Origin of the sequence: Megasphaera sp. (genome assembly GCF_047831605.1) — a bacterium.
Lineage (GTDB): Bacteria > Bacillota > Negativicutes > Veillonellales > Megasphaeraceae > Megasphaera > Megasphaera intestinihominis.
In genome coordinates this window covers 2,127,308-2,147,892 of record NZ_CP181255.1, presented here as the reverse complement: position 1 = coordinate 2,147,892, position 20,585 = coordinate 2,127,308, and the positions used below count along the sequence as shown (strand labels likewise).

Genomic DNA, 20,585 nt, shown 5'->3' with positions numbered 1-20,585 from the left:
TCACAGCCCCATATGCTCCCGTTCGTATTTCTTGCTCTCATCCATGATGCACTGATAAATACGCCGCAGATACGGCGACAATTCCTTCTGGACGGTCAGATTGGCGATCTTATCCAGGACCTGCCGTTCCCGGCGGGGGTCATAGATTTCCATATGATGCTCCTTCTTATAGGCGGCGACTTCAGCGACGACCTGCATGCGCCGTTCCAGTATTTTCGTCAAATCCCGGTCCAATACGTCGATTTCCCGACGACATTCTTCTAATTCCATACACTAGCCCTTCCCTTCTGCATAATACCTTTATTATAACAAAAAAAGCGGGTTCAGACCATTTTATTCATCTTGTACACTCTATACAAAATCGGATTTGAAAATTAGTAACCCTCTCATCGCCTGTATGCGATTTCGTAGGGGACGTCCTGAACAAGGCGTCCCGCTGAGAATCCTGTGAATAGCCAAAGTTTATGACGATGCCAGAATGGGCTTTGATGAAATCTCGCAACGGGCCAAAAAGGCTTGGGACAGCCCCTACGCAACCCCAATCGGGGTTAGTTGATTGTTTTGTTTCTGTTTATCTTTCGTCTCAGCTATAATTTTTTGCATACAGAAACAGGACCTGTGCACAGTTATGTGCGCAGGTCCTGTTTAGGTAATCCCGATTCAATTAGTGAGCTCTGGTCAACAAGGCCACGGACTCGACGTGATGGGTCCGCGGGAACATGTCCACGGGCTGTACTTTGGTGGTGTGGTAGCCGTGCTGGTCGAGGTAGGCCAGGTCGCGGGCCAGGGTGGCCGGGTTGCAGGAGACGTAGACGACGCGTTTGGGTTTGCTCTGGGCGATGGCTTTGAGGACCGGTTCGCCGCAGCCGGCCCGGGGCGGGTCGAGGACGATGACGTCGGGACGGACGCCGTTTTTGATAAGTTCCGGCAGTTTGTAGATGGCGTCGCCTAAGATGAACTGGGCGTTGCCGACGCGGTTGTCTTTGGCGTTGCGGACGGCGTCGCGGATGGCCGGGGCGACGATTTCGATGCCGTAGACCTGCTTGGCTTTCTGGGCCAGGAACAGGGTGATGGTCCCGGTGCCGCAGTAGACGTCGGCCACGGTTTCGCCGCCTTTGAGGTCGGCAAAGTCGAGGGCCGTTTCATAGAGGCGCTGGGCCTGTTCGCTGTTGACCTGGAAGAAGGACTGGGCGGAAATGTGGAAGGTCAGGGGTCCGATGGAGTCGTGGATGGTCCCTTTGCCGTAGACGGTCTTGGTCTTGGGTCCCAAGATGACGTTGGTGTGGCGCTTGTTGACGTTCTGGACGACGCTGGTCAGGCCCGGTATGTCCCGGCGCAGGCGCTGGACCAGGTCTTTCATGTGCGGCACCATGTCGCAGGCCGTGACCAGGCAGACCATGATTTCACCCGTATGGACGCCGACGCGGCCCATGATGTGGCGGACGATGCCCGTCCGGGCGTCTTCGTCATAGGCGGGGATCTTGAAGTCCTTCATCCACTGGCGGACGACGGCGACGATGGCGTTGTTCCCTTCTTTCTGGATAGCGCAGTCCGTCACGTCGATGACTTCGTGCGTAGCCGCAGCGAAACAGCCGATAGCGACTTTGCCCTTGCCGGCAGCAGCGACGGGGAACTGCATCTTATTGCGGTAATGCCAGGGCGTATGGGCACCCAGGGTCGGCAGGACGTCGAGGCCCTGCAGATGACCGATGCGTTCCAGCGCATCCCGGACCTGCTGGCGCTTTTCCTTCAATTCCCCTTCATAGCTCAGGTGCTGGAGCTGGCAGCCGCCGCAGCGGTCGTAGACGGGACACTGGGGCTGGATCCGGTCCGGCGAGGGCTTCAGGACTTCGACCAGGGAAGCCGTGGCGTAAGTCTTCTTGACCAGGGTAATGCGGGCCCGTACGGTTTCACCGGGCAGGGCGAAGGGCACGAAGACCGTAAAGCCTTCATAGCGTCCGACGCCTTCACCGCTGCTGCCCAGGCGGACGATGGATATATCATAGGTTTTCCCCTTCTGGACGGGGATTTGCCGTGTTTCTTTCATGGGATTCCTTTCTATTTAGACGATGATTTCGCTGATGACCGGTTCCTGGACGGGAGCCTGTTCGGCTGTGACGATGATGTGGTCGGCGACCTGCCGGGCCAGGGCCATCATATCGGCGCCTTCCTTGCCATATAAGGTGAACAGGGCTTCGCCGGGACGGACCGGGTCATAGAGCTCTTTGAACAGGCGGATGCCGACCATGGGGTCGATGGCATCTTCCTTGCGGGCCCGGCCGGCGCCCATAGCCATGGCGATTTCGCCGAGGGCCCGGCCGTCGATGCGGGTGATGTAGCCTTCATCGGTGCAGACGGCCGTAAAGACCTGGGGCGCCTTGGTGAGGGGCCGCTTGCCGATCCACGACGTACTGCCGCCCTGGGCCTTGACGAATTCCCGGAACTTAGCCAGGCCCTTGCCGGAAGCGACAAGGTCGCGGATCATGGCTCTCCCCTGCCTTTCGTCCTGGGCCTTGCCGCCGACGATGAGCATCTGGGCGCCGATGGCTTCGACGACTTCCATGAGCCGCCGGCCGCCTTTGCCCGACAGGGCTTCGACGGCTTCATCGACTTCCAGGCAGTTGCCGATAGCCGTGCCCAGAGGCGCTTCCATGGACGTGACGACGGCCCGTGTCGGCCGGCCGGCGAGGTTGCCGATGCCGACCATGGTCCGGGCCAGTTCCCGCGCCCGTTCTTGGGTCTTCATGAAGGCGCCGTCGCCGTATTTGACGTCGAGGACGATGGCATCGGCACCAGAGGCGATTTTCTTGCTCATGATGGAGCTGGCGATGAGAGGGATGCTCTCTACCGTCGCCGTCGCGTCGCGCAGGGCGTAGAGCAGCTTATCAGCCGGTGCGATTTCGCCGGACTGGGTGATAAGGGACAGGCCGATGCGGCGCACTTGTTCCAGGAACTGTTCTTCCGGCAGGACGACGTGGAAGCCGGGGATGGATTCCAGTTTATCTGCCGTGCCGCCTGTGAAGCCCAGGCCGCGGCCGCTCATCTTGGCGACGGGGACGCCGGCTGCCGCCACTAAGGGCGCGACGATGAGCGTCGTCGTATCGGCAATGCCGCCGGTGCTGTGTTTGTCGACTTTGATGCCCGGAATGGACGACAAGTCGACCATATCGCCGGAATGGGCCATCGCCAGGGTCAGTTCCTTCGTTTCTTCATAAGTCATGCCCTGGAAATAGACGGCCATGAGCCAGGCCGCCGCCTGGTAGTCGGCGACGCGCCCTGCCGTATAGTCAGTGATGAAGCGCGAGATTTCTTCTTTCGTCAGGACCTTGCCGTCCCGTTTGTGTTCGATGCAGTCGATGGGCCACATAGGATCACCTCAGTTCCGATAAAAAGCTGGTACCGAATTCAAGGCCTGTCAGGCCGAAATTATCCATGATGCTCATGCCCAGGTCGGCATAGGTCTGGCGGAGCCCTAAGTCGACCGATTCCTTCAGGGCCGGGCTGTAGAGCAGGAGCGGTACCCGTTCGCGCGTATGGTCCGTGCCGTGCCAGGTCGGGTCGTTGCCGTGGTCCGACGTGATGACCAGCAGTTCGTCGTCGTGGATTTCCGTCAGGAGCTGGCCCAGTTCCTGGTCGAAGGCTTCCAGGCAGTCGGCATAGCCCTGGACGTTGCGGCGGTGGCCGTACATGCTGTCGAAGTCGACGAAGTTGGCCATGAGCAGGCCCTTATCCTGGCGATGAGCTGCCAGCTGGGTCCGCAGGGCTTCCATGTCTTCGTGGTTGTTGGCCGTGTGGTACGATTCGGTCAGGCCGATGTGGGCGTAGATGTCGCCGATTTTGCCGACACCGACGACGGCATAACCCGCTTCGGACAAATAGGAGAAGACCATTTTCCGCTTGGGCAGACGGCTGTAATCGCGGCGGTCGCCAGTGCGGACGAAATGGCCCTGGGTCCCGATGAACGGCCGGGCGATGATGCGCCCTACTTCATAAGGGCCGACGCAGACTTCGCGGCGCGTAATGTCGCAGATGCGGTATAATTCTTCCAGGGGGATGACGTCGTTGTGGGCGGCAATCTGGAAGACGCTGTCCGCCGACGTGTAGACGATGGGCAGGCCCGTGCGGAAATGTTCCGGCCCCAGGCGTTCGATGATTTCCGTGCCCGACGCGATTTCATTGCCGATGTAGCCGTAGCCCGTCTTTTCCGTAAAGGCTTTCAACAGGTCCGGCGGGAAGGCATCGGGGAAGGTCGGGAAGGGATTTTCCACGGGGTTGCCCATGAATTCCCAATGGCCGCTGGTCGTATCCTTGCCGGCCGAGATTTCCTGCATGAGGCCATACGAGCCGACGACATCGGCCGGTTCCGCATGGATATGGGCGACGCGGCCCAGACCCAGGCGGCGCAGATTAGGCACCTTCAAGGGTACATTGGCGTCGATGTGGCCATACGTGTCGGCTCCTTTGTCGCCGAATTTTTCGGCATCCGGTGCATCGCCGGCGCCGACGCTGTCCGTGACGATGACGATGATGCGATTGAATTTCATAGGGTTCCCTCCTTATAATCCCGGCAGATATTTGCGGGCTTTTTCAAAAGCTGCGATAGTCTTGGCATCGGTGATTTCGTTCTTATCGATGAGGTCTTCCATTTCCTTGGGCGTGTAGTATTCGACGTTCATGAATTCGTCGTCGTCGAGGTGCTGCTTCCCTTTCTGGAGGCCCCGGGCCAGATAGAGGTAAATCCGTTCACTGCAGAATCCCGGCGACGTATAGGTATAACCTAGGGGCAGGATTTCCGAAGCCGTGACGCCTGCTTCTTCTTCCAGTTCCCGGGCGGCGCAGTAATCGGGCGATTCGCCGTCGTGTTCGATTTTGCCGGCCGGCACTTCCAGCATGACCTGGGCGGCAGCATAGCGATACTGGCGGACGAGGATGATCTTGCCGTCATTGGTCAGCGGCAGGATGGCGCAGGCGCCGAAATGCCAGACCGCTTCGCGCGTGGCCGTCTTCTTTTCGCCGCCCTGGCCGTCGTCGATGGAAACCGTATCGACCGTGACGTGCAGGACCCGGCCCTTCATGATTTCTTTACGAGAAACGAGTGTTTCTTTGCTGATACTCACTTGATTCATCATCCTTTCAAAAAAAGGCTCCCCTAATAGGGGAGCTGGCAGCCGCAGGCTGGCTGAGAGGTTGTTTTTTCAGTGCAACCCTTCCGGCCCGTTGGGCCACCTCCCCTATCAGGGGAGGCAAAACCCTCCAGATAGGTATATTATCTCATTTTCACTTTTTTACTTTCCCGTGCTGCCGATGCCGCCAGTGCGGATACCGCTGGCAGCGTCGTCGTTGACGGTCAGGTACTTCATGAAGATGCCCTGACCGATGCGTTCGCCCTTTTCCAGGGTATAGGCCTGATCGTTGGTATTGTAATAGGCAATCATGATATGCCCTTCATTGTCGGCATTGTTGTAGTAATCGCTGTCGACGATGCCCGTGCTGTTGGCCAGCATGAGACCCTTCTTGAAGGCCAGGCTGGAGCGGATGAAGATGGAAAGGTATTCATCGTCTTCCATGAAAGCCTTCAGCCCTGTCGGGACGACCGTGACGGCATGCGGTGCCAGGACCGTCGTTTCTGCCGCTTCCAGGTCGTAGCCGGCACTCTTGGCCGTCTTGCGGACGGGAAGATGGATGCCACGGCCTTCATAGGCCGTGACGATTTCAAATCCTCTGCCTGCCATAAGCCTTACCGTTTCTGGCGGTCGTGGCTGTTATGACCGCCGCGGGGACCCCGGCTGCGATGGGACGGGCCTTCGTCGCCGCCGCCCAGGAGGGCTTTGCGGGACAGGTTGACACGGCCCTGGCTGTCGATTTCGACGCATTTGACCATGATTCCATCGCCGACGTGGACGACGTCTTCGACTTTTTCAACCCGTTCTTTAGCCAGCTGGGAAATATGGACCAGGCCTTCTTTGCCCGGCAGGACTTCGACGAAAGCGCCGAAGTTCATGATGCGCGTGACTTTGCCGACGTAGGTCTTGCCGACTTCGACGTCTTCGGTCAGTTTTTCGATCCATTCTTTGGCCTTCTGGCCGCTTTCGCCGTCAACGGCAGCGATGTATACCAGGCCCGAATTGTCGATGTCGATCTTGGCGCCTGTTTCTTCGGTGATCTGCTTGATCATCTTGCCGCCCGGCCCGATGACGTCGCGGATCTTATCCGGCTTGATGTGCATGGAGATGATGCGCGGAGCGTAGGGAGAGAGCTCCTTTCGCGGTTCACTGATGACCTGCATCATCTTGCCCATGATGTGCATACGGCCTTCGTGGGCCTGTTTCAGAGCCTGGGCCAGGATTTCACGGCTGAGGCCTTTGATCTTGATATCCATCTGGATCGCCGTGACCCCTTTCATGGTACCGGCGACTTTGAAGTCCATGTCGCCCAAGGCGTCTTCCATGCCCTGGATATCGGTCAGGATAGTGAAGTCATCGCCTTTGGTGACCAGGCCCATAGCGACACCGGCAACGGGCGCTTTGATGGGCACGCCGGCATCCATCAGGGCCAGGGTGCTGCCGCAAACGCTGCCCATGGAGCTGGAGCCGTTCGATTCGAGGACTTCCGATACGACGCGGATGGCGTACGGGAATTCTTCTTCACTGGGCATGACCTGGGTCAATGCGCGTTCTGCCAGTTTACCGTGGCCGATTTCACGACGGCCGGGACCGCGGGACGATTTCGTTTCGCCGACGCAGAAGGACGGGAAATTGTAGTGGTGCATGTAGCGGCGTTCTGTTTCCAGGCCGACGCCGTCGATGTGCTGGCATTCCGACAGCGGAGCCAGGGTGCAGAAACTCATGATCTGCGTCTGGCCGCGGGTGAACAGGCCTGTGCCGTGAGTGCGGGCAAAGAGGCCGACTTCGCAGCTGACCGGACGGACTTCGTCGACACGGCGGCCGTCAGGACGGATCTTGTCGACGGCGATCATGTGGCGGACGATTTCCTTGATCATCTTCTGCGTGACTTCAGCGACATCATCGGCGTTGTCCGGATAGATGTCGGCAAAGTGTTCATAAATGTCGGCTTCGACAGCGTCCATCTTTTCTTCGCGTTCGACTTTGTCAGCCGTGAAGATAGCCGTCTTCATGGCTTCTTCGCCATAAGCGTGGACAGCTTCGACGATATCTGCCGGCGGTTCTTTTTCGACGAATTCCTGTTTCGGTACGGAAATCTTGTCGAGGAAGCTGAGCTGGAATTCGACGACTTTCTTGATTTCTTCATGGGCGAACATGATGGCGTCCAGGACCTGTTCTTCCGGGACTTCGTGAGCGCCGCCTTCAACCATGAGGATGGCGTCTTTTGTACCGGCAACGACGATATCCATGTCGCTCTGTTCACTCTGGGCGACGGTCGGGTTGATGATGAACTGGCCATCGACGCGGCCGACGCGGACACCGGCAATCGGGCCGGCAAAGGGGATATGGGACATGCACAGCGATACGGATGCGCCGATCATAGCGGCGATTTCCGGAGCGTTGTCATGGTCTACGCAGAAATCATAAGCCACGACGTGGACGTCATGACGGTATGTCTTCGGGAAGAGCGGGCGGATCGGACGGTCGATGAGGCGGGCAAAAAGGGTTTCCGATTCAGGCGGTTTGCCTTCGCGTTTGATGAAGCCGCCGGGAATCTTGCCGACGGAGTACATCTTTTCTTCGTAATCGACAGTGAGCGGGAAAAAGTCAGCGTCTTCACGCGCTTCCTTCGAGCCCGTAGCCGTGACGAAAACGGCCGTGTCGCCATAACGGACCAATGCGGCACCGCTGGCCTGTTTAGCCAGTTTGCCGACTTCAATCACCAGCGGGCGGCCGGCGAAATCCATTTGGAATTTCTGTTCTTCCATTGTTACCTCCTTGAATTCACAGGTGATAGGCACTAGTCCGGGAACATCGGCGATATACCCAGGCTACAACCTACCACCCTGTGTCCTGAAAAAAGAGGCTGATGCAGTCACATCAGCATCAGCCTCACAGTATGCGAGATTATTTACGCAAGTTCAATTTTTCGAGAATTGCACGATAACGATTGAGATCGTGTTTCTGCAAGTAACCGAGCAAGTTACGGCGCTGGCCGACGAGTTTCAACAGGCCGCGGCGGGATGCATGGTCTTTTTTATGGCTGCGGAGATGTTCCGTCAAATAGATGATGCGGCTCGTGAGGAGCGCAATCTGTACTTCCGGAGAACCCGTATCGTTTTCATTGGCACCAAATTTAGCTACGATTGCTTTTTTTTCTTCTACGCTTAACATTGTATCTTTCCTCCATGTGTAAAAAAATTGAATCTATTCGCAAAGTGCTAAGTGATCGTCGGAGTCATCGAGACACCGAGCACCCGTACGACATAGCTATTATACTATACCCGGGCGGTTGTGTAAAGGGGATTTTCGTGGTTCGTGGCTCGTGGCTCGTAGGGGCCGTCCTGTAAAGGCGGCCCGCTTGTGGGAATTCCGTGGTTCGTGGCCAGCGGCTAGCAGCCAGCTGCTCATATGGCCTTGTCAAAAAGGCCGCTTTCGCTTATACTATACTAAAAAGGTTGTATTTAATATTTTGTTAGAAATAAAGGAGCGCTATTTATGAAGAAATATGATGTCATTGTCATCGGTACGGGGGCAGCCAATATTGTGACCGATGCGGCCCTGGCCCAGGGCTTGCAGGTGGCTGTCATTGAACGCGGCCGGTTCGGCGGGACTTGTCTGAACCGCGGCTGTATCCCGACGAAGGTCATGGTCACGACAGCCAACCGCATCCGCGAAATCCGCGAAGGGAGCCGTATCGGCGTCTTTGCCGACAACGTCCGCCTGGATTGGGATATCTTGTCCAAGCGACTGTGGGAAAAGGTCGATGAAAGTCCGGCTATTCAAAGTTATTACGACCAGTTCCCCAATGTCGACACCTTTAACGGCACGGCGTCTTTCGTCGACAACCACACCGTCGCCATCGCCCTGAATGACGGCAGCAGCGTCACTTTGACGGGCGATAAGATTTTCGTTGCTACTGGCGGCCGGACCAATATCCCCTCCCTGCCGGGCCTGGAAGAAGCGGGCTATTTGACGTCGGAATCGTTCTTTGGCCCGTCGTATCCGAAAAAGCCCTACCAGAGCCTGATCATCATCGGCGGCGGCCCTATCGGCTGTGAATTCGCCCACGTCTTCGACGCCGCCGGCACGAAGGTCACGATGGTCCAGCACAATGTCCGCCTCCTGCCCAAGGAAGATCCGGCCGTATCGGCATTCATCCTCAAGCAGTTCCAGCGCTACGGCATGGACATCCGCCTCAATAAAGACACGGTTTCCGTCAGCCAGCACGATGGCCTGAAGGTCCTGTCCTTCCGCGACCGCACGACAGGCGAAGAAGGCGAAGTAGCTGCCGAAGAAATCCTGGTCGCTCCGGGCATCCGGCCCATGACGGAACTGCTGCACCTGGAAAACACCGACGTCCGCCTGGACAAGCGCGGCTACATCGAAACGAATGAATTCCTGGAAACGACGGCTGAAAATATCTGGGCCCTGGGCGACGTCAACGGCCTGGCCCCCTTCCGCCACAAGGCCAATTACGAAGCGGAAATCCTGGCACACAACCTCTTTTCCGGAAACGAACCGGAAACGTGGCGCTGGGCCGATTACGATGCCGTGCCGGCCGTCACCTACACCTATCCCGAAGCGGCTCACGTCGGCCTGACGGAAGACCAGGCCGTGAAGAAAGGCTATGACGTCGAAACGGCCATCAACCACTATTCATCGTCGGCCAAGGGCTACGCCATGGGCTACGAACCGGGCGATGAAGACGACGGCTTCGTCAAATTGGTCATCGACAAGAAGACGAAATTCATCCTCGGCGCCCACATCGTCGGCCCCGAAGCATCCATCCTCATCCAGCCTTTTATCAATAACCTCATGAGCGGCACCCACGTCGTCCATCCCATCCACGAAGACATCGCGTCGCCGACGGTCCAGGCCCTGCGGGCCAAACCGCTGACGCGGACCCTCAATCCCAAATCGGTCTACACCTTCAGCGAAACCATGACCCCTCACCCGTCCCTGTCGGAAGTCGTCATGTGGACGCGGTATTATTACGAAGGGAAGTAGGAAAAAGCGGCTGTCCTTTGAAGACAGCCGCTTTTTAGTGGCTCGTGGTTCGTGGTTAGCGGATGGGGTTTTATTTGTAGGGGCGACCACGTGCCTTTTCAGCCCGTCAGGTCATGACTGTAAGGAATGGCAGGACGGTTGCTGAAACGGACCGCAGTAGAGGGGGCGCCCGTTGGATATGGGGACGATTTCTCCAGAAAACTGATTGGGAAAGCACACATATTCTGGAGCGGGCTTGCTGCAGCAAGCCCCTACAATTCCAGGGACTAGCGTAGCTAGTTTTTAGTTGCTAAGGCAATGCGGACCAGGGTCAGCATAATCGGGACTTCGGTCAGGACACCGACGGTCGTCGCCAAGGCTGCCGGGCTGGTGACGCCAAAGAGCGCAATGGCTACGGCAACGGCCAATTCAAAGAAGTTAGAAGCGCCGATGAACCCGGCCGGTGCGGCAATGTCGAAGGGCAGTTTCAGCAGCCGGCAGGCTCCATAGGCAAGGAAGAAGATAAAGAAGGTCTGCAAGGTAAGGGGAATGGCGATGAGGACGATGTGGAGTGGATTCGATAAGATGACCTGGGCTTGGGAGCTGAAAATGATGACCAGCGTCAGCAACAGTCCCCACGTCGTTGCCGAATCGAATTTGTGTACAAAGTGCTGTTCAAAATAATCGAGACCTTTTCGTTTGACGACAGTCATCCGGGTCAGGATACCGCCTGCCAGAGGAATGACGACGAACAGGAAGATACTGACAAAGAGGACACTATAAGGAACCGCAACTTGTGAAACTCCTAAAAGGAACTTGACGATAGGTACGAAAGCGATGAGAATGATTAAATCATTCGTCGCGACTTGGACGACGGTATAGGCCGGATTCCCTTTGACCAGTGTACTCCAGACGAAAACCATGGCCGTACAGGGAGCCGCACCGAGCAATACGGCGCCAGCCAAGTATTGCCGGCCCAGGTCCGCAGGGATCCACGAACCAAAGAGGACGAAAAGGAAGAACCAGGCAATAGCATACATGGTAAAAGGCTTGATGAGCCAGTTGGCAATCCAAGTGACGAACAAGCCTTTAGGCTGGCGTCCTACGGCTTTGATGCTCTGAAAGTCGACTTTCATCATCATCGGATAAATCATGAGCCAAATCAAAATGGCAATGGGAATAGAAATCCCCATGACCTGTAAGGTATCTAAAAAGGCTGGCACAGCCGGAAGGGCATAACCGATGGCTACGCCGACGACCATGCATAACAAGACCCAAAGGGTCAGATATCGCTGAAAAAAACTGATGCCTGCGTGTGATTCATGTTCCATGATAACGCGCCTCCTATAAATAGATAAATTGAAATATATGAATGTTTAATATCTGAAAAAGGGCTTGCTACACGATGACAAGCCCTTTTACTACAAACTACAAACGCTCAACTACAGACTATAATTTTCCCAGGACTTCCCCGCGGACTTCGTCGGGGCGCCAGGCGATGAGGGCCGTGTGGCCCTGGGTGTGGTCGTCGACTTTGTTGATCCAGGCGATTTCGTGAGAGGCCTTGGCTTTTAGCAGGGGGCTCGTCGTCCGGGCCTGATAGAAGGATTTGTTGATGACCCACCATTTCGAGCGCAGTTTCGTCCGCTTCAGGTCCGCTTCCAGGCGCAGGGCTTCATAGACCGGCGTCGCTTCGGGCAGGGTGACGATGACGACTTCTGTTTCGTCCCCTTTCAGGCGCGGCAGCAGGTGCTGTACTGACGGCGGCGTCGAACCGTGGGTCCGGCGGATTTCCCGGTCGTAGCTTTCCGTCGATTCCAGGAGCAGCAGCGTGTGGCCTGTCGGCGCCGTGTCGATGACGACGATCTGGTCGTCGGCCGCTTCGACGATGTCGGCAAAGGCATGGAAGACGGCAATTTCCTGGGTGCACGGCGAGCGCAGGTCTTCTTCGATATAGGCCAGGTCCGACGGGCCCAGGCCGTTGGCTTTGGCCTGGCTCAGGACTTCATCCTGGTATTTCTTCAGCTCTTCCCCTTGGTCGATATGGCTCAGGGTCAGGTTGTCCGTCTGGCTGACGACGTACTGCAAGTGAGCGGCCGGGTCGGTCGTCGTCAAGTGGACGCGATGGCCGCGGCGGGCCAGGCCCAGGGCGATGGCGGCAGCGACGGTCGTCTTGCCGACGCCGCCCTTGCCCATGGTGAAGATGACCTTGCGCTGATGGGCTTCCAGGTCGTCGATGACGGCCTGCAGGGGCTGGACCCGTTCCAGCGTCAGTTCCGTCGCCGCTTCCTTCACTTCCCCTTTGAGCAGGGCCCGGACGTGGTCCAGGCCGGTGATGTTGTACGTCCGCAAGGGAATCTGGAAGCGCGGCAAATCGGCGATGGCTTCGGGTATGGCCTTCAGCGCGGCCTGCTGTTTTTCGTATAACGTCTTGGTCGCATCGTCATCCCACGAGGCCAACAGGCCGTTGACGATGAGCTGCTGGTTGGCAATGCCCAGGGCGGCCAGTTCCTTCGACGCCCGGGCCGCTTCTTTCAGCGGCAGGGCATCGGGACGGGCGACGAGGAGCATCGTCGTCCTGTCCCCGTCGGCCAGGGTCTGGACGGCCTGTTTATACAGTTCTTTCCGCGATTCCAGGCCCGACAGCTGGCCCAGGCAGGACGCGCCGTGTTTGCTCTTCTGGATGAACTGGCTCCACGCCGACGGCAGCTGCAGCATGCGCAGGGTGTGGCCTGTCGGCGCCGTATCGAAGATGATGTGGTCGTAGCCACAGGCAACGGCTTCATCGGTGAGGAAATTGGTGAACTCGTTGAAGGCGGCGATTTCTACGGTACACGAGCCGGACAGCTGTTCTTCCATGTTGCGCAGGGCCGCTTCCGGCAGGAGGCCGCGATAGGGCCCGATGACGCTTTCCCGGTATTCGGCCGCGGCCTGGACCGGGTCGAGGTTGGCTACGGCCAAGTTGGGCACGGCGGCGATGGGCGTGGCCTTATTGGTCAGTTCCATGGAAAAGACGTCTTGCAGATTCGACGCCGGGTCGGTACTGATGAGCAGGACCTTCTTACCGGCATCGGCCAGGGCGACGGCCGTGGCACAGGCGACGGACGTCTTGCCGACGCCGCCCTTGCCGGTCAGGAAGAGGTATTTCGTCTGGACGACGTGAAAGGGATCGTAGAGGATCATTTACAGTCACCTCCGCAACAGCACGACGGGCTTTCCGGTTCCGCCGGCGTGTCACCGCAGCAGCAGGAAGCTGTTTCTTCGGCGCTGTCGCCGCAGCAGCAGCTGTCCCCAGCGGCCTGAGCGGCTTCGAGGATGGCCGGGTCGAAGCCGATGAGGCTGGCAAATTCATCATTCGTCGGATAGCGGCCGGCAAACTGGACGGCGCCGTCGACGAGGATGAGGGGCAGGTCTTCAGGACCGTGGTACTGGAGAAAGTCCGTCACGGCCTTGGTCTGGACGAATTTCAAGGGCGCACTAGTCAGGTTATAGCGGCCGACGTCGATGCCGTGCTGTTTCAGCGTGTCCAGGACCGTCGATACGCGCAAGAGTTCCGGATCGATAGACGGACCGCAGAGACCGGTCGGGCAGCACATTGCTTGTTCAAAGATTTCCATATGTTTCATGATGAAAGACCTCCTAAAGAGAAATTTATATATTTACATTTATCAATGTATAAGCTGAAAAAAGGGCCTGCCTCACTGGCAGCGGCAGGCTTCGTCCTCTGCCGGCACGGCACTGGGCTGGAATAAGTCGTGAACGGCCTGTTCCAGAACCTGGGCCTGGGCGCGGTTGAGGGAATAATAGACCCACTTCCCTTCCTTGCGGCCTGTGACCAGCTGGGCATCGCAGAGGATCTTCATGTGGTGGGACAGCGTCGGCTGGGACAGGTTCAAGTGTTCCAGGAGCACACAGGCACAGCGTTCCCCCTGCCGCAAGAGCGACAAGATGCGCAGCCGCTTTTCATCACCCAAAGCCTTGAATACGCGGACCGCTTCCCTTTCCTCCATCACGGCGCCTCCTTTCATATCGAAGTTTATCAATCTATGGTTAGAGTATAGCAGACACATTGACGTTTGTCAATGTGTCTGCTAGCGGCTCGTGGTTCGTAAACCAATCGCGTTCATTTGGGAAAGCCATTCACGGGATTCCCACAAGCGGGCCGCCTAGCCACAGCTGTCCGTTTTGGCAACCGTCCTGCGCCTCTCGTTGGTCGGCACCTGACGGGCCAAAAAGGCTTAGGACGGCCCCTACGAAAGCGGTCCATAGGACCGCGCCACGAAAAAAAGCTTGTCGCACATGCGACAAGCTTTTTTCATCTCTCTATTTGCTTACCAAGTCTTCTTCTACCTGGATATGGAGTTCATGCAGCTGTTTTTTGGTGACTGTCGACGGAGCTTCGCTCATGGGGTCGATAGCGTTCTGGGTCTTCGGGAAAGCGATGACGTCGCGGATGGACTTGCGTTTGAGCATGAGCATGATCATGCGGTCCAAGCCGAAGGCCAGGCCACCGTGGGGCGGTGCACCGTATTCGAAGGCGCGGAGGAGGAAGCCGAATTTCTGTTCTGCTTCTTCCGGTGTCAGGCCGATGGCCTTGAAGACGCGCTGCTGTACGTCAGGCTGGTAGATACGGAGGGAGCCGCCGCCGAGTTCGATGCCGTTGAGGACCAGGTCATAGGCCTTGGCATAGACGTGAGCCGGGTCGGTTTCCAGTTTGTCCAGGTCTTCGTCGCGCATGGCTGTGAACGGATGGTGCATAGCGACGTAGCGGTGTTCTTCTTCGCTGTATTCGAACATGGGGAAGTCGACGACCCAGGTGAAGGCGAATTCGTCTTCGTCGATGAGGTTCATGCGGCGGGCCATTTCTTTACGCAGTTCGCCGAGAGCGGCTGCGACGACTTTCGGTTTGTCGGCAATCATGAGGACCAGGTCGCCCTTTTCAGCACCGCAGGCTTTACCGATTTCACGGAGCTTGTCTTCGCCAAAGAACTTCTTGATCTGCGATTTGAGCGTGCCGTCTTCGAGGAAACCGATCCAAGCCAGGCCCTTGGCGCCGTAGTGGCTGACGTATTCGACGAGGCCGTCCAGTTCACGACGGGGAATGTCGGCGTCGCCTTTGACGTTGATGGCTTTGACCTGACCGCCGTTGTCGATGACGCTGCGGAAGACTTTGAAGTCCGTGTCCTTGACGAGTTCCGTGACGTCCGTGAACTTCATGTCGAAGCGCAGATCCGGCTTATCGGAGCCGTAGTTTTCCATAGCGTAGTCCCAGGTCATGCGGTGAATCGGGAGCTTGACGTCGTGGCCCAGGGTTTCTTTGAAGATGTAATGTACCATCTGTTCGACGAGGGTCAGGATTTCTTCCTGGTCCATGAAGGACATTTCCATGTCGAGCTGGGTGAATTCCGGCTGGCGGTCGGCGCGCAAATCTTCATCGCGAAAGCAGCGGGCGATCTGGTAGTAACGGTCCATACCGGAAATCATGAGCAGCTGTTTGAAAATCTGCGGCGACTGCGGCAGGGCGTAGAATTTGCCTTCGTTGACACGGCTCGGTACGAGGTAGTCACGGGCGCCTTCCGGCGTGCTCTTGCAGAGTTCCGGCGTTTCGATGTCGATGAAGCCGTGTTCGTTGAGGAACGTGCGCATGGCATGTTTTACTTTATGGCGCATGATGAGGTTCTTCTGCATTTCCGGACGGCGCAGGTCGAGGTAGCGGTATTTGAGGCGGATCTTTTCGTCGACGTCGATGTTGTCTTCAATATAGAACGGCGGCGTCTTGGACGAATTGAGGATACGCAGTTCTTCGCAGCGGATTTCGATGGTCCCGGTCTTCATCTTGGGGTTGATCGTATCTTTATCGCGCATGCGGACGATGCCGCGTACAGCCAGGACGTATTCCGTACGTACCTGTTCAGCTTTATCGAAAGAAACCTTTTCATAGTCCGGCGAAGCGACGACCTGTACGATGCCCGTACGGTCGCGGAGGTCGATGAAAATCAGTCCGCCGTGGTCGCGGCGGCGTTCGACCCAGCCAGTCAAGACGACTTCTTTGCCGTTGTCCGCTTCACTTACTTCAGCGCAGTATTGGGAGCGGTGTAAACCTTCCATTGTATCCATTCGTAAATCATCCCTTCTTGTGTGTTTCCATATATGCAACAATCCCATCAAGGGGAACGCTGACTTGTTCTTTGCTGGCCATATTGCGGACCTGGGCTTCACCGGCGGCTAATTCGTTTTCGCCGATGATGACCGTGTAATCGGCATTGAGCTTGTTGGCCGATTTCATCTGGCCCTTCATGCTGCGGCCCAGGAGGTCGATTTCAGCATAGAGGCCCTTTTCGCGGAGCTGCTGCTGCAGTTCGAAGGCCCTGGTCTTGGCCGCATCGCCGAGGGCGACGATGAAGACGGGCTGCTTCTTTTCGACCGGCGGCAGGAGGCCCTGTTCCTTCAAGGTCAGGAGCAGCCGTTCCATGCCGATGGCAAAGCCGATGCCCGGTGTCGACGGACCGCCGACTTCTTCGATGAGGCCGTCGTAACGGCCGCCACCGCAGACCGTGCTCTGTGCGCCCAAAGGAGCGTACATGATTTCAAAGGCCGTATTGGTATAATAATCGAGGCCGCGGACCAGGCGCGGGTCGAGGGTAAAGGGAATACCGATGGCCGTCAGATATTCCTGGACTTTGTGGAAATGTTCCTTGCAGTCGTCGCAGAGATTATCCGTGATCAAAGGTACGCCCATCTGCATCATCTTTTCGCCGTCTTCCTTGCAGTCGAGGACGCGGAGAGGGTTCTTTTCCAGGCGTTCGTTGCAGTCGTCGCAGAGCTGGTCCCGTTTGTCGGCAAAGAAATCGAGGAGCTTCTGGCGATAGACGGGACGGCACTTCGGGCAGCCGACGGAGTTGAGGTGCAGGACCAGATCATTGAGGCCCAGTTCCCGGAAGAGCTGGAAGGCCATGGCAATGATTTCCGCATCGACAGCCGGGTCCTTGGAGCCGATTTCTTCGACGCCGAACTGGGTGAACTGGCGGTAACGGCCAGCCTGGGGGCGGTCATGACGGAACATGGGGCCCATGTAGTAGAACTTGTGGACCTGCGGGTCGCCGTAGAGCTTGTGTTCCAGGAAGGCCCGGACGACAGAAGCCGTATTTTCCGGGCGCAATGTCATGCTGCGGCCGCCGCGGTCTTCAAAGGTATACATTTCCTTGGTGACGACGTCTGTCGTTTCCCCGATGCCGCGTAAAAACAATTCAGTACTTTCAAACATAGGCGTGCGGATTTCGCCGAAGCCGTAGAGCGAGCAGATCTGGCGGATCTTTGCTTCCAGCAGCTGCCACTCTGCCGTCTGTTCCGGCAGAAAATCCTGCGTGCCTCTCGGTGCAGTAATAGCCATTTAAACATCCTCTTTTCCGTATATGATAGCACACAAACGGCGGCGCTGGGCTATTCTTTCGGCCAGCGCCTGCACATATGCATCGACGTCTTTCAGCATGTACACCTTTTCCAAGGTGTGGCCGTCGCGGCAGAGGAACTTCGTCGCCCCGCCCGGTCCGGCTGCCAGGACGGACTGCCGTTCTTCCATCATCTCGATATTATAGGCACTGACGCTGCCCGGCAGGGCATAGCCAATGTTGGCGAAGCTGGCTGCCATGTACTTCTGGCGGTACATGTAGTACGGCACATAGCCGCCGGCCGTCAGGATGGACTGACAGAGGCGGACCATATGGCCCGTTTCTTCGGCTGGCGGAATGGCGGCCCGCAATTCATGATGGAATAAGGGTGCCCGTTTTTTTAATGCTAACGTATGAATTGTAACATTTTCCGGGTGCAGTTTGCAAACAATTTCCATATTTTCCTGCATATCTGCTACGGTTTGCCCGGGAAGGCCGGCGATAAAGTCCATGTTGATGACGGAAAAACCCAGTTTCCGGCAGTTCTCATACATGGTGTAAATATCTTCGACCCGGTGGCGCCGGCCCAGGGCATCGAGGAGATGCTGCTGCAACGTCTGGGGATTGACGCTGATGCGATCGACACCGGCCTGGCGGAGCATGGCCAGCATGTCCGGCGTCGCCGTATCGGGCCGTCCCGCTTCGACGGTCCATTCGCAGGCTTCCGGGAAATTCCGGGCCAGCCGCGTCATCATCGCTTCCAGTACCGGCAGGGGCAGGCACGTCGGCGTACCGCCGCCGACGTAGAGCGACGTGACTTCCAAGTCATAGGTCCGGCACAGGTCGGCCAGGTCGTCGAGGTCGGCCAGGACGGCATCGCGAAAAGCCGTGAGTTCCGCCTCCCCTTCCCTGCCGATGAGGCGCGACGGGAAGGAGCAGTACAGGCAGTGGCTGGGACAATAGGGAATCCCTACGTAGAGGGCCACTTTCCGGCCCCTGTCGGTGACGTAAGGCCGTTGGAGCCTGGCCATGGCCACCAGGTCCCGGGCGACGGCCGGCGCCACGCAATACGACGTCTGCAAGGCCTTTTCGGCCTGGTCGGCTGTGAAGCCCTGGTCGAAGAGGTGGTGGACCAGTTTCGTCGGCCGCACGCCGATGAGCGTCCCCCACGGGCTGGGTCCGTGGCCGCAGAAGCGGTTATGCCAGTGGATGAGGCAGTCCTTGAGGGATGCCCGTTCCCGGTCCGTCCCGACGAGGCTGGCCTCAGAAGACCAGGGCGCCCCGCCGTCCTGGAAGGTACAGCGCACGTGGAGGTGGGCGCCTTCCTCGCGGACAGTGACGGCAGCCCCGACGTCGCGGACTTCCCGGCCGCCGACATAGCCCAGGGAGGCCATGACCTGCCCGACGAGGGAATGGAAGCGTTCCGGCCCGTCATAGGTATAGGTCTGGAGGGCCATCTTATTCCGCTTCTTTCGCAGCTTCGGCTTCTTTGGCCGCTTCTTCTTCCCGTTTCTTCTGGCAGGCTTCGCAGTAGCCATAGACTTTCAGCTGATGGTCGACGGTGTGGAAGTGGAGGCGCTTTTCCAGGATCGTTTCCAGCGTTTCCAGGAGGTCGTCTTCACATTCCCAGACCTTGCCGCAGCCCAGGCAGATGAGATGATGATGGAAATGGCCTTCATTGTCGCGGTCATTCAATTCATAGCGGCTGCAGCCGTCGTCGAAATCGAGTTTCTTCAAGAGGTCCATCTGGGTGAACAGGTCCAGCGTCCGGTAGACCGTAGCCAGGCCGATGTCAGGCGCCGTCTTCTTGACCAGCTCGAAGACTTCTTCGGCGCTCATATGGCGGATTGGGCTTTCGACGAAGGCCCGCAGGATGATCTGCCGCTGGGACGTCATCTTGCATTTCTTGAACTTGATCTTTTCTTTCATGCGTTTCATCATGGTATCCATGATTTCTTTCTTATTCATCATGGTATCCATGATTTCTTTCTTATTAGTTTCTGTTCTCGTTGTTTCCATTGTACTTCATCGCCTTTTCTTTATATGTATTGTAAAACCATAAATGTTTACACAAAATCTGTAAGACTGCCGTCACCGGGACGGTAAGGATCATGCCGGCTACGCCAAAGAGGGTCCCGCCGATGAGCAGGGCGATGACGATGACGACCGGATGCAGGCTGATGACGGCCCCCATGACCTGAGGCATGATGAGGTGGCTGTCGATCTGCTGGATGACGATATAGAAGATGATGACTTTCAGCGGCAGGGACAAACTGACCGTCGCGCTGAGCAGGATAGCCGGCACGGCGCCGACGATAGGCCCGACGATGGGTATCCATTCGGTAATGGCCGCCAAGATGCCGATGACCATGGGGTACGGTACGCCCATGGCCCACATGCCGAGGAAAGTCAGGGTGGCAATGATACAGCTCATGAGGATCTGGCCGCGGATGTAGCGGCTCAGGACGTGCTGTATTTCCTGGAAGAGGCCGGCCAGATGGCTGCGATAGCTTTCGGGAAAGATATCGACGAAGCTCTTGACCATGTGGCCGCCGTCTTTCATGAAGTAGAAAGTAATGATCGGTACGACGAAGAATTCGACGACCGTCCCGGCAATGGCAAAGACGGACTGGATGAGGTTGGTGATGCCCTCGATGCCGTAATTGCCGATCTTGACGAAGGCATCGTTGACGATTTTCTTGACCTGGTCCGGGATATAGAACTGGGTCTGCTCATTTTCAAGCTGCGTCACCAGGGCCGCCGTCTGGCTGACCAAATCGTTGAAGTTGGCTGCCAGCAGATTGACCTGGATGACCAGCGGCTTGACGATGATATTGGTAATAATCGTCACGATGACGATGAGGATGACAAAGGAGATGAGGATGGCAAGGTCGATGGGTACATGACGGCCGGTCAGGCGCCGCAGCCCTTTGATGACGCCATCGCGGATAGGCATGAGGATGAACGTCAGGATCAGGGAAATGACGACGGGCCAGTAGACGGCATGGACCGTGAGGAACAGCGCACCGGCCAGGATGGCCAGGGTGACGCGCATCCAGAACTCCGCGCCCTTATAGGCAACCAT

18 protein-coding genes are annotated in these 20,585 nt (G+C 57.3%); 1 reads left to right on the top strand and 17 read right to left on the bottom strand.

All coding sequences use genetic code 11. From position 1 onward, the window contains the following. From ACFWUB_RS10235 to rpsO, 8 genes are all read right to left on the bottom strand, one after another. Entirely contained in the window at positions 1-270 is a 270-nt protein-coding gene (locus tag ACFWUB_RS10235; RefSeq protein WP_020310854.1) for a chorismate mutase, read from the bottom strand. Between the two features lie 394 nt (positions 271-664). Beyond that, a complete protein-coding gene (gene rlmD / locus ACFWUB_RS10230) occupies positions 665-2,047 on the bottom strand; it encodes a 23S rRNA (uracil(1939)-C(5))-methyltransferase RlmD (RefSeq protein ID WP_294023975.1) in 1,383 nt (460 codons plus the stop codon). A 15-nt stretch (positions 2,048-2,062) separates the two neighbouring features. Then, entirely contained in the window at positions 2,063-3,367 is a 1,305-nt protein-coding gene (locus ACFWUB_RS10225; protein ID WP_292106703.1) for a thymidine phosphorylase, read from the bottom strand. A gap of 4 nt (positions 3,368-3,371) precedes the next feature. Continuing rightward, positions 3,372-4,544 (bottom strand): phosphopentomutase, encoded by a 1,173-nt coding sequence (locus ACFWUB_RS10220; RefSeq protein ID WP_020310856.1) that lies wholly within the window; start codon positions 4,542-4,544, stop codon positions 3,372-3,374. Positions 4,545-4,556: 12 nt separating this feature from the next. Then, on the bottom strand, positions 4,557-5,117 hold the full coding sequence (locus ACFWUB_RS10215; RefSeq protein ID WP_020310857.1) for an NUDIX hydrolase: 561 nt from the start codon (positions 5,115-5,117) through the stop codon (positions 4,557-4,559). A 168-nt stretch (positions 5,118-5,285) separates the two neighbouring features. After that, the gene (locus ACFWUB_RS10210; protein WP_279018116.1) at positions 5,286-5,732 is read right to left on the bottom strand and encodes a dUTP diphosphatase; all 447 of its coding nucleotides are present in this window, start codon (positions 5,730-5,732) and stop codon (positions 5,286-5,288) included. 5 nt (positions 5,733-5,737) lie between these two features. Beyond that, positions 5,738-7,891, bottom strand: coding sequence for a polyribonucleotide nucleotidyltransferase (gene pnp, locus ACFWUB_RS10205; protein ID WP_416183907.1), 2,154 nt, complete (start codon positions 7,889-7,891; stop codon positions 5,738-5,740). A gap of 139 nt (positions 7,892-8,030) precedes the next feature. Beyond that, positions 8,031-8,297, bottom strand: coding sequence for a 30S ribosomal protein S15 (rpsO, locus tag ACFWUB_RS10200; RefSeq protein WP_020310860.1), 267 nt, complete (start codon positions 8,295-8,297; stop codon positions 8,031-8,033). A gap of 324 nt (positions 8,298-8,621) precedes the next feature. On the opposite strand from rpsO, the gene ACFWUB_RS10195 reads away from it, so the two are divergent. Further along, positions 8,622-10,133 (top strand): dihydrolipoyl dehydrogenase family protein, encoded by a 1,512-nt coding sequence (locus ACFWUB_RS10195; RefSeq protein WP_292281510.1) that lies wholly within the window; start codon positions 8,622-8,624, stop codon positions 10,131-10,133. A 275-nt stretch (positions 10,134-10,408) separates the two neighbouring features. Here ACFWUB_RS10195 and arsB read toward each other — a convergent pair whose 3' ends face one another. The 9 genes from arsB to ACFWUB_RS10150 all read right to left on the bottom strand — a co-directional run bounded on the left by arsB (position 10,409) and on the right by ACFWUB_RS10150 (position 20,585). Then, entirely contained in the window at positions 10,409-11,443 is a 1,035-nt protein-coding gene (gene arsB, locus ACFWUB_RS10190) for an ACR3 family arsenite efflux transporter (protein ID WP_020310862.1), read from the bottom strand. A gap of 118 nt (positions 11,444-11,561) precedes the next feature. Beyond that, on the bottom strand, positions 11,562-13,295 hold the full coding sequence (gene arsA, locus ACFWUB_RS10185; protein ID WP_296818617.1) for an arsenical pump-driving ATPase: 1,734 nt from the start codon (positions 13,293-13,295) through the stop codon (positions 11,562-11,564). After that, positions 13,292-13,738: an arsenite efflux transporter metallochaperone ArsD gene (gene arsD / locus ACFWUB_RS10180; RefSeq protein WP_020310864.1), complete on the bottom strand. Its 447-nt coding sequence runs from the start codon at positions 13,736-13,738 to the stop codon at positions 13,292-13,294. The genes arsA and arsD overlap by 4 nt, the downstream gene beginning before the upstream one ends. Positions 13,739-13,810: 72 nt before the next feature. After that, positions 13,811-14,122, bottom strand: coding sequence for an ArsR/SmtB family transcription factor (locus ACFWUB_RS10175; protein WP_292260794.1), 312 nt, complete (start codon positions 14,120-14,122; stop codon positions 13,811-13,813). Between the two features lie 313 nt (positions 14,123-14,435). Beyond that, positions 14,436-16,229, bottom strand: a complete 1,794-nt coding sequence (gene aspS / locus ACFWUB_RS10170) for an aspartate--tRNA ligase (RefSeq protein WP_020310866.1) — start codon at positions 16,227-16,229, stop codon at positions 14,436-14,438. Between the two features lie 7 nt (positions 16,230-16,236). Continuing rightward, the gene (gene hisS / locus ACFWUB_RS10165; protein ID WP_020310867.1) at positions 16,237-17,502 is read right to left on the bottom strand and encodes a histidine--tRNA ligase; all 1,266 of its coding nucleotides are present in this window, start codon (positions 17,500-17,502) and stop codon (positions 16,237-16,239) included. Beyond that, a complete protein-coding gene (gene hemZ / locus ACFWUB_RS10160) occupies positions 17,503-19,038 on the bottom strand; it encodes a coproporphyrinogen dehydrogenase HemZ (protein ID WP_416183906.1) in 1,536 nt (511 codons plus the stop codon). Continuing rightward, a complete protein-coding gene (locus tag ACFWUB_RS10155; protein WP_416183905.1) occupies positions 18,959-19,519 on the bottom strand; it encodes a Fur family transcriptional regulator in 561 nt (186 codons plus the stop codon). Before ACFWUB_RS10155 ends, hemZ begins: the two co-directional genes overlap by 80 nt. Continuing rightward, a complete protein-coding gene (locus ACFWUB_RS10150; RefSeq protein WP_020723870.1) occupies positions 19,494-20,585 on the bottom strand; it encodes an AI-2E family transporter in 1,092 nt (363 codons plus the stop codon). Before ACFWUB_RS10150 ends, ACFWUB_RS10155 begins: the two co-directional genes overlap by 26 nt.